Origin of the sequence: Carboxylicivirga marina (genome assembly GCF_016612505.1) — a bacterium.
Taxonomy (GTDB): domain Bacteria; phylum Bacteroidota; class Bacteroidia; order Bacteroidales; family Marinilabiliaceae; genus Carboxylicivirga; species Carboxylicivirga marina.
In genome coordinates this window covers 68,405-83,009 of sequence record NZ_JAENRR010000001.1, presented here as the reverse complement: position 1 = coordinate 83,009, position 14,605 = coordinate 68,405, and the positions used below count along the sequence as shown (strand labels likewise).

The following is a 14,605-nucleotide window of genomic DNA, read 5'->3' as shown; positions in this document are numbered from 1 at the left end:
TCTCTGTTTACAATAAAGCTGTTTGTTATTCGCGAATGTTTGTTTGATAGGCTAATAAGGTTTGATTAAGCTTGACTTGTTCACCAGCCTGAATATGTACCTTTTCAATGATACCATCTTTCCAGGCTTTGATGTGATTTTCAGTTTTCATGGCTTCAAGTATCAATAGTAAATCACCCTTTTTCACTTTCTGACCAATGCTGACGTTTACTTTCATTACCTGAGAAGGGATTGGTGCCAGAAAGCTGTCAATTGATGAATGGTCCTCCTCTTTTTCCCTTGGATTATAGGGAGGAAGCCAGTCGTTGGCTTTAACGACCACCGACTTCAGTTGATGTATCAATTCTATCGTATCCTCTTGTTCAAAACAAAAGAAATTGAATGTTTGCTTATTTAACTCAAACATTAACTCATGTTTTGTAAGTGAGATATTACTGATTGTAAAAGATTGTTCATTCAGCTCAATTCTTAGGTCTTTACCGTGTTGTTTGAATTGGGCCGAGTAAACGTCTCCTGCGATAGTAAAATCAAGGTTTTGTATTTGTCGCCAAAAACGATTCTTTAATCCTATATGCCGATATACAGCATAAGCGATGCTATACTTTTCAATATCAGGAGGTGAAGTGCTTAATAAATTTTGCAGTTGTTCTTCGCAGAATCGAGTAGATACATTCCCTTCAGTAAAACGTTGATGGCCAAGTACTGAATTGATAAAAGATGCATTGGTTTTTATGCCTCTTACAAGCAATTGTTCATTGGCTTCTTTCGCTTTCTGAATGGCTATATTACGGCTTGAGCCATGCACAATAAGCTTGGCTATCATCGGATCAAACTGCGAATGAATGGCCATGGGCTTATCAAAGCCAATTTCCAGTCTGATACTTTTTGAATTGGGAAGTGTTAAGGATTGAATAGGCCCTGGTGTAGGCTGAAAGTTATTATGAGGATCTTCGGCGCAGATACGCAACTCAATGGCATGCCCGTTAATGCTTAAATCTTCCTGATTAAAAGTAAGGGCTTTGTTATCTGCTATTTTAAATTGCCATTCCACCAGGTCAATGCCGGTTATTTCCTCACTCACACAGTGTTCTACCTGTATGCGGGTATTCATCTCGAGAAAATAATGATTACCATGTTCATCGACAATAAATTCAACCGTGCCGGCATTTTCATAGTTGATGGTATGGCAAATAGACAAGGCATCCTTATACAATCGATCTTTTAGTTCACTAGGTAAATTAAAGGCAGGGGCCTCTTCGATTATTTTCTGGAAGCGTCGTTGAACGGAGCATTCTCTTTCGAACAGATGAACCGTATTTTCATGTTTATCAGCTAAAACCTGAACTTCAATGTGGCGTGCTTTTTCGATGTATTGCTCAACGTAAATGCGTTCATCACCAAAATAACGTTGTGCTTGTTTGCTTAATCGGGGAAGATGTAACAATAACTCATCTTTGCTATGGCATATTTGCATGCCTTTACCGCCACCACCCATAGCTGCTTTAACCAACACGGGGAAGGGGAGAGTGTCTGCTTTAGACAGAATGGATTGCAAGTTGCCTTCCCACGATTGTGTTAAAGGAACATTTGCTTTTTGCGCAATGGTTCGGGCTATCTGCTTATCACCCATCTGTTTTAGGTTTTCGGCAGAAGGACCAATAAACAGAATGCCGGCTTCTTTACATGCTTCTGCCAATTGGTGGTTTTCCGATAGAAAGCCATATCCCGGATGGATGCAATCGGCATTGTATTGCTGCGCTAATTCGATAATTAACGTAATATTCAGGTAGTTGTCTTTAAAAGAACCCTCTTGAAAAAAGTGCACTTCATCACTCAATTGAGCAGCCAGGGTGTCCTTTTCCAGTGGCAAAAGCGTTACCACTGTTTTTAAGCCTAACTGGTGTGCCGCTTTTATAATTCTAAGGGCTATTTCTCCTCGGTTTGGTATTAATACCTTCTTCATTTTCCTACTTATTTATACCAACTGGGACGGCGCTTTTCAAAAAATGCTTTTACACCTTCCTGTCCTTCATCTGTGCCTCTGGATTCGGCTATTTTTTCAATGCAAAGCAACTTGTTCGCTTCCGTGAAGTTGTTCTTCGATAGTTGATTGAGTAAATGCTTGGTTGAAGCCATTGCTTTGTTGCTGTTGGCTTTAAAATGCTCGCTTAGCTCATCAATGCGCTGTGCCAACTCTTTGTGACTACCAACTTCGTGGATGAGACCAATCTTTTTGGCCGTTTTAGCAGTAAAAGGCAAGGCACTTAACATGAGGGCACGAGCTTGCGAAAGTCCTATTTTATTCACGATAAAGGGTGCAATCGTTGCAGGTACCAATCCTAATTTAACCTCAGTGAAAGCCATTTTGGCATCCTTATCGGCAATAACATAGTCGGCGCATGCCACAAGGCCAATGGCACCACCCATGGCATATTTTTCAAGCCAGATAATAATGGGTTTCGGAAAGTTGTTTAGTATATCAAAGGTGCGATAAAACAGCTCAGCATCCGCTTTATTTTGTTCTTCCGTTTGATGGAGGCCTTCTCTCATCCATTTTAGGTCGGCGCCCGAACAAAAAACACCGCCAGCACCACGCAATATCACGACCTTTTGCTTATCGTCCGATTGTATCTTTTCTAATGTTGCTATCAAACAAATAAGCATGTCTTTTGACAAGGCATTTTTGCGTGCAGGATCATTCAGTAGTATTCGACTGACGCCATTAGATTGATTCAATTCAACCAGATGTTTGTTGTTACATTCTAAAGACGCCATATTTTGTGTTTTTCACTTCGTTATTATCAATTATTCTTAATACCAATCCTGCAATTTGACGGGTAGATTCTGGCGAGATTATACCATCATCCCACAAACGACTTGTACTATAGTATGGTGAACCTTCCTCTTCGTATTTTTTTAATATGGAAGCTTCAATTTGTTTAAGTTCTTCCTCATTAACGTTTTGATTTTGAGCGATGGCCTGCTCGCGCTTGATGGTTGTTAGCACCTTCGCGGCTTGTTTGGCTCCCATGACTGATATCCGGGCATTGGGCCACATAAACAAAAAACGAGGTTCATAAGCCCGGCCAGCCATGGCATAATTGCCGGCGCCATATGAACCGCCAATAAGAATGGTGAAATACGGCACTGTTGAGTTAGCGAGTGCATTCACCATTTTGGCTCCATCTTTGGCAATGCCTTTGTGTTCATAATCTTTACCCACCATAAAGCCGGTGATGTTTTGTAAAAATAGCATTGGAATATTCCGCTCATTACACAGCTGAATAAAGTGCGCACCTTTTAAAGCCGATTCAGAAAACAGGATGCCATTATTGGCTATAATGCCAACGGATTGACCCTCTATTTTTGCAAATGCCGTCACCAGTGTTGTTCCATAGTTGCTCTTAAACTCATGAAACGCACTGTCGTCCACCAGTCGTGCAATGATTTCATGCACATCCGGGAATGGCTTGCCACTTTCGGGAATTAATCCACTTAGTTCGTTGGGGGCATACTGTGGTGCCGATGCTTCTGTAGCCTTAGCATGATTTTGAGGAAGTGTTTCAACAATATTCCGACAAATATGAATGGCGTGTTCGTCATTATCTGCCAGATGATCGGCCACACCGGATATTTGAGTGTGTACTTCACCGCCACCTAACTCTTCTGCACTAACTTCTTCACCAGTGGCTGCTTTAACCAAGGGTGGGCCGGCTAAAAAGATGGTGCCTTGGTTTTTGACAATAATCGTTTCATCACTCATGGCAGGAACGTAAGCCCCACCAGCAGTACAAGAGCCCATCACAATGGCAATTTGAGCAATGCTCTGAGCCGACATGCGCGATTGATTAAAAAAGATGCGCCCAAAATCATCCCTGTCAGGAAATACTTCAGCTTGCTGAGGCAGAAATACGCCGCCGCTATCAACTAAATAAATACATGGGAGCTTGTTTTGAAGCGCAATTTCCTGTGCTCGCAAGTGCTTCTTAATGGTTTCTTTCACATAAGTGCCACCTTTAACCGTGGCATCATTGGCAATTATGATTACATTTCGTCCGTGCACCTGACCTATGCCTGTTACAATGCCGGCAGATGGGAAGGCATCTTTGTATTGCCCATTGGCTGCTAAAGCTGATAGTTCAAGGAAATAAGAGTCTTTATCTAACAAGTAATCGATTCGTTGCCGAACCGTAAGTTTGCCTTTTGCAATGTGCTTCTGACGCGCCTTTTCTCCACCTCCTTTAAATGCTTCTTTTAGCTTTTTAAAGTAGTCTTCAGCTAATGCATTGTTTAGCTTTTTATTGCTGACAAAGGAGTCAGAACTCGTATTTATTGTTGAATTATACTTAAACATCTTTTATTCGCTATTCGCAAATAATAACCTTTTTGAGGGGCAAATGTTCAGTAGAAACCTGTTTATTTGAAACAGATTTTATAATTGTTTTAACGCTAAAAATTGACTGAGAGCTTAACTTACCGGATTTGAGTTTTCTTCTCAGCTTGTACAAGTCTTATGGCCTTTAATTAAACCCTCATCGTAGGCGGAAAACTAACGATTTTTTGTTCAGACAAGCCGATACCATTTGGTATTGACTCACACAAAGAAAAAAAAGTCTCATTACCAAATGGTATTTGCTCAAATAAGTATTAAAAAGTGCAATTACTAGTTGGTATTTGGAAGGAATAACGCTAAAATTGACCGATACCAAATGGTATTAGCTTGTTTAAAGATCAGGATGGTCGATACCAAATGGTATTTTGATAAAAAGAGAATGATGACGATACCAAAAGGTATCGACACTTTGAGAAGATAGAGGTAAACAAAAAGTCCGGCTGTTAACCGGACTTTTAAATATCTTTTTAAATAAATGGTGTTTATCGCATATCAATGACATCAACATCGGAGTTGGCTGCCTGGTCAAACACAAAAGTTTTATCATTAATCTGTTTATTCGTTTCCATATTTTTCACCACTACAGTATAATTGTTTCCGTCTTTACCTACCTGACGAATTGAGTATAACTGAAGATTGTCTTTTAGAATCAATAGCTTGATGCGTGAATAAGGTTTATCGCGATTAATAGGGTACAAATCAATTTCGTGACACGCTTTACCGTTAATGGTTCCTTCGGCTACATAGTTGTAGGTATAGCCTTCTTCGTAAATGGTAAATATGGTTGCCGGATTTAAAGTTTCTTCATCGTCCAAATCAGGAATAGTGATGTTAACTTCAAAGGCATCAATCATATGGGTGTATTGTACTTGACCATCGAAGTAGGTGTCAACATCCATTAAATTAACTTTGTACTTATTTCCTTTTAATATGATATTACCTTCGTACACTTCGTTAATATCTTCCTGAAGATTTTCAAGAGAAAAAGAGAAATCAGCAACGATAGAAGGATATGCTTTTGTTTTGGCCGATACCTGATCCAGTATTTCTTTTGCTTTTTCCTGTGACTGGGCAAAGCTGAATAAACTGATTGAGGCTAGAATTAATGTAAATGCGTATTTCATATTGAATGTTTTTTTCATTTTTTTATTGTGTCAAGATGTTCGTCAATAATCAATAATTGTTCTAAAAATCAGCATTAATTAAACTGCGCTAATTGTTTTTCTAATTCCAGCTCATCTGGAATAAGTACCTGTCGGGCTTTACTACCTTCAAATGGGCCAACTATATTAGCTGCCTCAAGTTGGTCAATGATGCGCCCGGCACGGTTATAACCTATTGAAAATCGGCGTTGTATCAGTGAGGTAGAGCCTGATTGGTTAGCTACAACTACGCGTGCAGCTTCTTCAAACATAGGGTCGCGCTTGCTCAAGTCCACTTCACCAGCAGCTGATTCAGATGCGCTTTCACCAACATATTCTGGCAGTAAAAAGGCTGATGTATAGCCTCGCTGTGAGCCAATAAAGTCGTTTATCTTCTCTACCTCAGGTGTATCTACAAAAGCACATTGTACGCGTACTAAATCACTTCCTTGTGATATTAACATGTCACCTCGTCCGATTAACTGGTTGGCACCCGGCGAATCTAAAATGGTACGAGAGTCAATCATCGACGCCACTTTAAACGCCACACGCGTTGGGAAGTTCGCTTTAATCACACCGGTAATAATATTAGTTGATGGTCGCTGAGTGGCTACAATCATATGTATACCCACGGCACGTGCCAACTGTGCGATACGTGCAATAGGTAATTCAACTTCCTTACCAGCCGTCATAATTAAGTCGGCAAACTCATCAATAATAACCACAATATATGGTAAGAATCGATGTCCTTTTTCAGGATTCAATTGGCGTTTTACAAATTTGTGGTTGTATTCTTTAATGTTACGTGCATGAGCCGCTTTAAGCAATTCATAACGATTATCCATTTCTATCGCAAGGGAATTAAGCGTATTTACCACTTTCTGCACATCTGTGATAATCGGATCTTCTTCGTCAGGCATCTTAGCCAGGAAGTGTTTCTCAATTTTTGAATAGATGTTTAATTCTACCTTTTTAGGGTCAACCATCACAAACTTTAATTGCGATGGGTGCTTTTTATACAGTAAAGATGAAATGATGGCATTTAAACCAACTGACTTACCTTGCCCGGTGGCACCGGCTACCAACATGTGTGGCGCTTTGGCCAGGTCAATTACAAATGTTTCGTTTGAAATGGTTTTACCCAGGGCAATAGGTAATTCGTATTTGGTGTTCTGAAATTTCTTAGCACTAATAATTGAACGCATTGCAACCACTTCAGGTTCTGAGTTTGGCACTTCAATACCAATGGTGCCACGACCAGGAATAGGTGCAATAATACGAATGCCCAGTGCAGCTAATGATAAGGCGATATCATCTTCCAGGTTTTTAATTTTGGAGATACGCACACCAGGGGCTGGTACAATTTCATATAAAGTAACTGTTGGTCCTACTGTTGCTTTAATGTTTTTTATCTGAATCTTATAATCTTCAAGTGTTTTTACAATGCGATTTTTATTAGACTCCAGTTCTTCCATTGAAACGTCAGAATTGGCTGCACTGTGATCGTCTAGTAATTCAATACCTGGAAGTTGGTACGATGACAAGTCAAGTGTCGGATCGTAATCACCCAGTGGCTCATTATCAAAGGTATCCGGTACTTCTTCCTCTTCATGTTTCTCGATGGTTAAATCCAGATTAGGCTCATCATTAACCGGGGCATCTATTGTTGGTGAAAATTCAAGAGTAGTGCCTGTTTCCGGTTCTGCTACCGGCTGAATGGGCGTTTCTTCTTCTGGTACTGCTACATCTATTTCAATCTCCTTTTCGAACGACGGCTCTTCGTCCATTACAACATCAAAAGGCTCTTTTATAATGTTTTCATCTTTCGAAGCAACAGAAGCGTCTTTTTCAGGTACTTGGTCCACTTCATTGTTTTCCTTATTAAGTGGTTTTCGCATCATGCGATAGAATGATTCAAAAGTCACAGAAAGATAAGTTACCAACGCCACCATAAGAAGAATAACAGTGCCAACTCCACCAATAGAGGCTGTTAGCCATTTACTCATAAAATAACCATGTGCACCACCAAGCAACAAATACTGGTCATTTATTGAACTGATAAAGATAAAGCCCAGTGCAATCGATAACCAGATGCTTACGACAAAACAATGAACAAATGTTTTCCTTAAAGGAAGGATGCGTGCACCTAAAAGTCTGAAGCCAATCACAAATAACAATAGAACAAGGGCAAACGCAGCAACACCTACTCCTTGATTTATAAAACTATCAGCCAGATATGCACCGTGCTTTCCTGTCCAGTTCTCGACTGTTATATCAGAGTTTTTAAATAGTTCCCAAAAATTGATGTCGAACTTGCTTTTATCGGCAAAGCCTGTAAACAAAAAGGAAAAGAATGCCAGCAGAAAGTAAAAAGCAATACCAATGGTTATGATGCCTGAGATAAACCTAAACTTAAAATCCTTTAGGTTTTCGCGCCATAAGTTATATTTTTCCTGTAACGATGGTTTTTGAGATTTGGTCTTGGTCTTTTTCTTAGCCATATGTTGTAAAATTGTCAGAGGTCGAGTTCTCAGACAAAAATAATAAAACCACCACCATTTAACCCTGATAATGTATTAAAACTTCGTTTTGAACATTGAAAGGACAATAAAACAAGGTTTTACTGAAACGAGTCATCGTATCATTCTGGTGAGCTGAAGTGAATAAACAAGAGCATTGCTTTGAAGCTCTTTCAACGCGTAATAGATTCTGTAATGAAGACTACAGGTTTGACTCAATCCTTGAAAGGGATTAGAAAGGAGCTTATCTGTTGTATAAAAAAACTTGAGCTAGATGATGATTACTGAATAAGAGAGCTTACAAGTTCATCAATCTCACCATGGTCACTCTCAACATAGTTATCGGGTACCATGAATGCTTCCGTTTTGATGTTCTTTATATCAATTTCTTCGGCAATAAAGCTTAGTTCGAGCCCTTTAAAGTTGAGTTGAAACTCCATTAAGGCACCAGGTATGTCATCAAACGGACTATTCTCTTTTGGTCGATTAAAGGAAATCTCTTCGGTATAATAGACTGTTATGCTCTGTAGATCCGGATTGTTGAAATTTACAATGGCCTTTTTGCAGTTAATGCCTGCAATTTCTTTTGTTTGTTCATCAATAAATTCGAGGCTAGACTCTTCAACGGTTTCAAATAAAAACAGAAACTCACCCTCATCGTGCTCATGAAACAGGCGTTTGTCAAATATGCGGAATAGGGTCACAGTGCTATCACCATAATTCCTTGAAATGTAATCGAGCTGATACAAGCTAAGTTCACCTTTGATTGACACTTTATAGTCTTTATCTTTAAAGGTGCTAATCATTTTTGTTGGAAGAAAAGCGGCAAAACCCTTGTTCTGTACTTCCTCAGGATATACTATTTTATAAGTAATTACTCCTGCATCCATTTTTGCAGGTTTATTAAACCCACAACCTGCAAATAGGCCTATCAGAAGTATACTATATAGTAAGTAACGCATGATGATGTAGTTTGTCTTTTACCCTTTTCAGTCAGCACGCCAAAAGTAATAATTTAATGATTAGACGCAAGAGTCGTTAATCGTATAATGAAGCTCATTTGTCAAAAAAAAATATTTGACCATTTGGTTTGGAGATTATATAATTCCTTATTAGTCCTTTATGTTGGTTGTTTGCTTACAAATCGAAAGTTGTCAAATATGCTTAACAACAGGTTCTACGAAGTGTGTGATAATAATCATGAATTAAATCGCTAAAAGTTTGTTATATCGCAAAACGAAGACCTATTATTATAAACCAAGTAACTAAAATCTAAAAGACCATGGGCAAATTAGCAGTTATTGCACTTGGAGGAAATGCTCTATTACGCGACAATCAGATAGGAACTATCGATGAGCAGGAGCAAAATACTACAGATACGTTGGAAAACATCGTATTCTTATTAAAAGAGGGCTACAACATTGTAATCTCGCACGGTAACGGACCACAGGTTGGTAACATTGTGATGCGCAACGATGCTGGCGAACAAATGTATAACATTCCGCAGATGCCACTTGATGTATGTGTAGCTGATTCACAAGGTGGAATTGGGTACATGATTGAGCGCTCACTAAAAAATGTCATGCACAAGCACGGCATTAAGCGCAATGTTCTAACACTAATGACCACTGTGGAGGTTGATCCGAATGATCAGGCTTTTAAAAATCCTACCAAACGCATTGGTAAAATTGTTTCTCAGGAAGAATCAGAAAAGTTAACCAAGGAAAAAGGATGGACATTTAAAGAGGAGAAGAAAACAACCAGCGGTTTCCGTCGTGTGGTACCTTCGCCACAGCCTAAAGAAGTAGGTAACTGGGAAGTTATTGAGAAGAATGCACGACAAGGAACCATTGTCATTGCTGTTGGAGGCGGAGGAGTACCTGTTTACACTGATGAAAAAGGCGATATTCGTCCAATTGAAGCAGTAATAGACAAAGATTTGGCCAACTCATTATTGGCACGACAAATCAAAGCAGATCGTTTCTATATTTTAACGGATGTACCATTTGTTTATGCTAACTTTGGCGAGCCAAATCAAAAAGTGTTGGAATTCTTAAATGTTGAAGACACAAAAGAGTACATGAACGCAGGTACTTTTGGTGAAGGAAGCATGGCGCCTAAAATCAATGCAGCCCTTCAGTTTGTTGAAGGAGGCGGTGATATGAGCGTCATTACTGAGGCTACAAAACTTCAGGATAAAGCGTATGGCACCAAAATTACGGCCGAGTACGAAGAGGCTGATTTGAAAAAGCACGATAAGTAAAACGGTTCGAAATTGGAAGAAAGAATACCGGAGTGAGCGATTTATTGTGAGATTATAGCAGGATGCACCGCACACCAGGCATTAACAAGAAACCAAATAAATAACAATTAATAAAACAAAGAATTATGGCATTCAATCTTAAAAATCGGAACTTCCTGAAGTTATTAGATTTCTCACAGGAAGAAATCAAGTTTATGCTAAAATTAGCGCAGGACTTAAAAGCTGCTAAATATGCAGGTGTTGAGCAACCACGTATGACTGGCAAAAACATCGCTCTGATTTTTGAAAAGTCATCTACCCGTACAAGATGTGCTTTTGAAGTAGCAGCTTTGGATCAGGGAGCTCACGTTACTTATTTAGGACCTTCAGGTTCTCAGATTGGAAATAAAGAATCAATGAAAGATACTGCCCGGGTATTGGGTCGTATGTACGATGGTATCGAGTACCGTGGTTATGGTCAGGCTATTGTTGAAGAGTTGGCTGAGTACGCAGGTGTACCTGTTTGGAATGGTTTAACTGACGAATTCCACCCAACACAGATTTTAGCTGATTTCCTTACCATGATGGAGCATAGCAATGTGCCATTAAATCAGGTATCTTATGCTTACTTGGGTGATGCTCGTAACAACATGGCTAATTCATTATTAGTTGGTGGTGCCATTATGGGTATGGATGTACGCATTGTAGGTCCAAAATCGTTACAGCCAGATGCTGACCTAGTGAAGAAATGTCAGGAAATTGCTGAGAAAACAGGTGCTGTAATTACCATTACTGATGATGTAAAAGAAGGTGTTGAAGGATGTGATTTCCTTTATACTGATGTTTGGGTATCAATGGGTGAAGCTGACGAAGTTTGGAAAGAGCGTATAGAGCTATTAAAACCATACCAGGTAAATACTTCTGCCATGGAAGCGACTGGTAATCCAAACTGTAAGTTCTTACACTGTTTGCCAGCATTCCACAACCGTGAAACAAAAGTTGGAGAAGAAATTTTCCAGAAGTTTGGATTAGATGGTATGGAAGTAACAGAGGATGTATTCGAATCACCAGCTTCAATCGTATTTGATCAGGCTGAAAACCGTATGCACACTATTAAAGCTGTTATGGTTGCTACATTGGGCGCATAATCTATCGCCACAAAATATTGTGAAGGCATCTCTAATTTGAGGTGCCTTTTGTTTTACAATGATATTACAAAGTGTTTTTTCTATCTTCAAAACCTTAAACAATTCTTAATCATGCAGAAATCTTTAGTACAAATTACTTTAATGGCAATGTTTTGTTGTGTTTTCAGCAACTTATCTTTTGCCGATGAAAAAAAGAAACTTGATGCATCTGTCTATGATGGATGGAAATCGATTGACCGGGGAACCGTTATTTCTAACAATGGCGAATTTGTTTCCTACGTTATTAAACCACAAAAAGGAGATACTTACCTTTACTTATATAATGTAAAAAGTGGGAAGTTGGATTCTATTCCACGTGGTAAATCACCTGTTTTCTCACAGAGTAATCAGTTTATAGCTTTTCGTGTGTCCCCACAGGCTGATTCTATTCGTTCTTTAAAACTAAAAAAGACGAAAAAGGACAAGATGCCCAAAGACAGCTTATTTATTCGTAATCTAGCAAACGGTGAAACAAAAGTTGTTGCAGACTTAAATAAGTGGAGTACTCCTAAAAAAGGTGGCGATTGGTTGGCTTATGTGCTCGAAAAGGAAGTAAAGAAAAAAGAGGAGCCAAAGGATACTGCTAAAGTAGAAGCTGAAAAAGCAGAGAAGGAAGAAACTAAAAAGGAGGAAAAGAAAACGAAGTCTGATAAGAAGAAAAAGGAATTCAAATCGAAAGGCAAGCCACTTGTATTTTACCGACCTTCTAATAAGGACAGCCTATATCTTGAGAAAGTAAAATCTTATACTTTATCTGAAGATGGCTCGGCAGCTTATGTGATTCAGAGTGTTGGCGACACCACTGAAGTGTCTAAAGTACTTCGTTTTAATCCACAGACTTTTACCGTTGATACGCTATTTAAAGAGATTGGTAAAATAGAGAAAATTGCCAGTGCCTATAATGGTCAGCAGTGTGCTTTTTATTTTTCGGGTGATACTGCCAAAACTAAAGTGTACCGATTATATCATTACGGACCTAAGATGAAAAGTCCTGCATTGATTGTGGATACCCTGCATGCAGCATTGCCATCCGAATGGTCAGCCCGAACAAAGGGCAGCTTGAGATTTTCAAAAAATGGAGAGCGCCTATTTTTCGAAGCTGGGAAACGCCCTTTTGAAGAGCCAAAGGATACCTTAACGTCTGATGAAAAAACGCATGTTGATGTATGGAACTGGAAAGATATGGACATACAGCCAATGCAGAAAAAGAATCTACGTCAAGAAAAAGATCCTACCTACGACTGTGTGTATCACATTAAGAAGAAACAATTAGTACAGTTGGCTGATAAGGACTTGAAGTCTATAGAGGTGCTTGAAAAAGGTAATTCGAATATTGCCATTGGTCGGGACAGCCAACCTTATCGTTGGGCACGAACTTATTCAGGTCGTTGGTCGTCCGATATTTATAGAGTTGATGTGACAAATGGTGAGCGAATATTATTAATAAGCGATCAATCGGGCGAGGCTGATATATCTGAAAATGGAAAATGGGGTGTTTATTACAAGCCTCAAGACGGACAATACTATTCTGTAAATATAAAAAACGGCGATACAAAGCTAATTTCGAAAGGAGCTAATGTCGCTTTTGCTGATGAGTTGAATGATATGCCAAATGAAGCAAGAGCTTATGGTATTGAAGGTTTTTCGGCAGATGGTAAGTTCGTTATTGTTTACGATCGCTACGATATTTGGAAACTGGATTTAACGGGCAAAACAAATGCTGTTTGCCTGACAAATGGTGAAGGAAGAAAAAGTACCACAGAATACCGGTGTGTAAAACTGGATAAAGAGGAAGACTACATAGATTTAAATAGCAGATTGTTATTGGAAACCTTTAATGATGTTAATAAACAAGCTGGTTTCTCCTATTTAAATGGTCAAAGAATTTCAGAAATCATGATGGGCGACTATCGTGTCTATACGCCAAGCAAAGCGAAGGATGCAGAGACGATGGTTTGGCGAAAATCAACTTATGAGAAATACCCTGAAGTACGTGTTTGTAATGGTGATTTGAATGACTCGAAGGTAATCAGTAATACCAACCCGCAGCAAAAAGATTACATCTGGGGTGATATCCAGTTGGTTGATTGGGTGGCTTCTGACGGATTAAAACATCAGGGATTATTAATTACGCCTGAAAACATGGATCCGAACAAGAAATACCCAATGATTTCTTATTTCTATGAACGTAATTCAGATAATTTACACGGCTATCGTTCACCAGCTCCGAGTCGCTCAACCGTTAACTGGAATTTTTATGCGTCCAATGGTTACGTCATTTTTGTACCAGATATTTTCTATCGCGATGGAGACCCTGGACTTTGTGCTTACGAAGCCATCGTAAGTGGCTGTTTGGCCATGGTTGATCGTTTTTCATTTATTGATCGCGAAAATATGGGTATTCAGGGACAAAGCTGGGGTGGCTACCAGGTGGCATATCTGGTTACCCGAACAAATATGTTTAAGGCTGGAATGGCTGGAGCTCCGGTTAGTAACATGACCAGTGCTTATGGTGGAATTCGCTGGGGATCAGGAATGAGTCGTCAGTTTCAATATGAAAAAACACAAAGCCGAATTGGCGGTACACTATGGGAGAAAACCAATAAATACATCGAGAACTCTCCTGTGTTCTTTGCGCCTCAGGTTGAAACACCATTGTTAATGATGCATAACGATAATGATGGAGCAGTGCCTTGGTATCAGGGTATTGAGTATTTTATGGCACTACGCCGCTTAGAAAAACCTGTTTGGATGCTGGTTTATAATGATGAAGAGCATAACCTAACACGAAGAGCGAATTCAAAGGATTTAAGTATCCGTATGATGCAGTTTTTTAATCATTACTTAAAAGGTGAATCTATCCCCGTATGGATGCATGATGGTGTGCCTGCAGTTAAAAAAGGTAAGGAACTAGGATATGATTTAATTGAGTAATAAAATTAGAAGTTAAATATTGAAGCGCCGTAATGATATCATTGCGGCGCTTTTGTTTGATAGGTGTTGATTCTTAAAAACTTTTCATAAAAAGGTAATAAACAAATGATATTTTACTGTTGACTAATTTATTTTTTTTCACCTAAATTACGATTCATTTTGATCAACAGAAAGAAGTGTAAATTATT

9 protein-coding genes are annotated in these 14,605 nt (G+C 39.1%); 3 read left to right on the top strand and 6 right to left on the bottom strand.

Annotated features, from left to right (window positions below; translation table 11 throughout):
* Positions 1-25: 25 nt before the first annotated feature.
* The 6 genes from JIV24_RS00290 to JIV24_RS00265 form a co-directional block, all read right to left on the bottom strand.
* Positions 26-1,963, bottom strand: coding sequence for an acetyl/propionyl/methylcrotonyl-CoA carboxylase subunit alpha (locus JIV24_RS00290; protein WP_200462988.1), 1,938 nt, complete (start codon positions 1,961-1,963; stop codon positions 26-28).
* Positions 1,964-1,971: 8 nt separating this feature from the next.
* Positions 1,972-2,775 carry an enoyl-CoA hydratase/isomerase family protein gene (locus JIV24_RS00285; RefSeq protein ID WP_200462987.1) on the bottom strand — a complete coding sequence of 268 codons (804 nt, stop codon included), beginning with the start codon at positions 2,773-2,775 and terminating at the stop codon, positions 1,972-1,974.
* Positions 2,756-4,354: a carboxyl transferase domain-containing protein gene (locus tag JIV24_RS00280; RefSeq protein WP_200462986.1), complete on the bottom strand. Its 1,599-nt coding sequence runs from the start codon at positions 4,352-4,354 to the stop codon at positions 2,756-2,758. Before JIV24_RS00280 ends, JIV24_RS00285 begins: the two co-directional genes overlap by 20 nt.
* 521 nt (positions 4,355-4,875) lie before the next feature.
* Positions 4,876-5,517, bottom strand: a complete 642-nt coding sequence (locus JIV24_RS00275; RefSeq protein ID WP_200462985.1) for a LolA family protein — start codon at positions 5,515-5,517, stop codon at positions 4,876-4,878.
* Positions 5,518-5,591: 74 nt separating this feature from the next.
* Positions 5,592-8,036 (bottom strand): FtsK/SpoIIIE family DNA translocase, encoded by a 2,445-nt coding sequence (locus tag JIV24_RS00270; RefSeq protein WP_200462984.1) that lies wholly within the window; start codon positions 8,034-8,036, stop codon positions 5,592-5,594.
* Between the two features lie 299 nt (positions 8,037-8,335).
* A complete protein-coding gene (locus JIV24_RS00265) occupies positions 8,336-9,016 on the bottom strand; it encodes a hypothetical protein (protein WP_200462983.1) in 681 nt (226 codons plus the stop codon).
* A gap of 320 nt (positions 9,017-9,336) precedes the next feature.
* Between JIV24_RS00265 and arcC the strand changes: the two genes are divergently transcribed.
* The 3 genes from arcC (at position 9,337) to JIV24_RS00250 (ending at position 14,417) form a co-directional block, all read left to right on the top strand.
* Positions 9,337-10,317, top strand: coding sequence for a carbamate kinase (gene arcC / locus JIV24_RS00260; RefSeq protein WP_200462982.1), 981 nt, complete (start codon positions 9,337-9,339; stop codon positions 10,315-10,317).
* A gap of 125 nt (positions 10,318-10,442) precedes the next feature.
* Positions 10,443-11,444 carry an ornithine carbamoyltransferase gene (locus JIV24_RS00255; protein WP_200462981.1) on the top strand — a complete coding sequence of 334 codons (1,002 nt, stop codon included), beginning with the start codon at positions 10,443-10,445 and terminating at the stop codon, positions 11,442-11,444.
* 111 nt (positions 11,445-11,555) lie between these two features.
* Positions 11,556-14,417 (top strand): S9 family peptidase, encoded by a 2,862-nt coding sequence (locus tag JIV24_RS00250; protein ID WP_200462980.1) that lies wholly within the window; start codon positions 11,556-11,558, stop codon positions 14,415-14,417.
* Positions 14,418-14,605 lie beyond the last annotated feature (188 nt).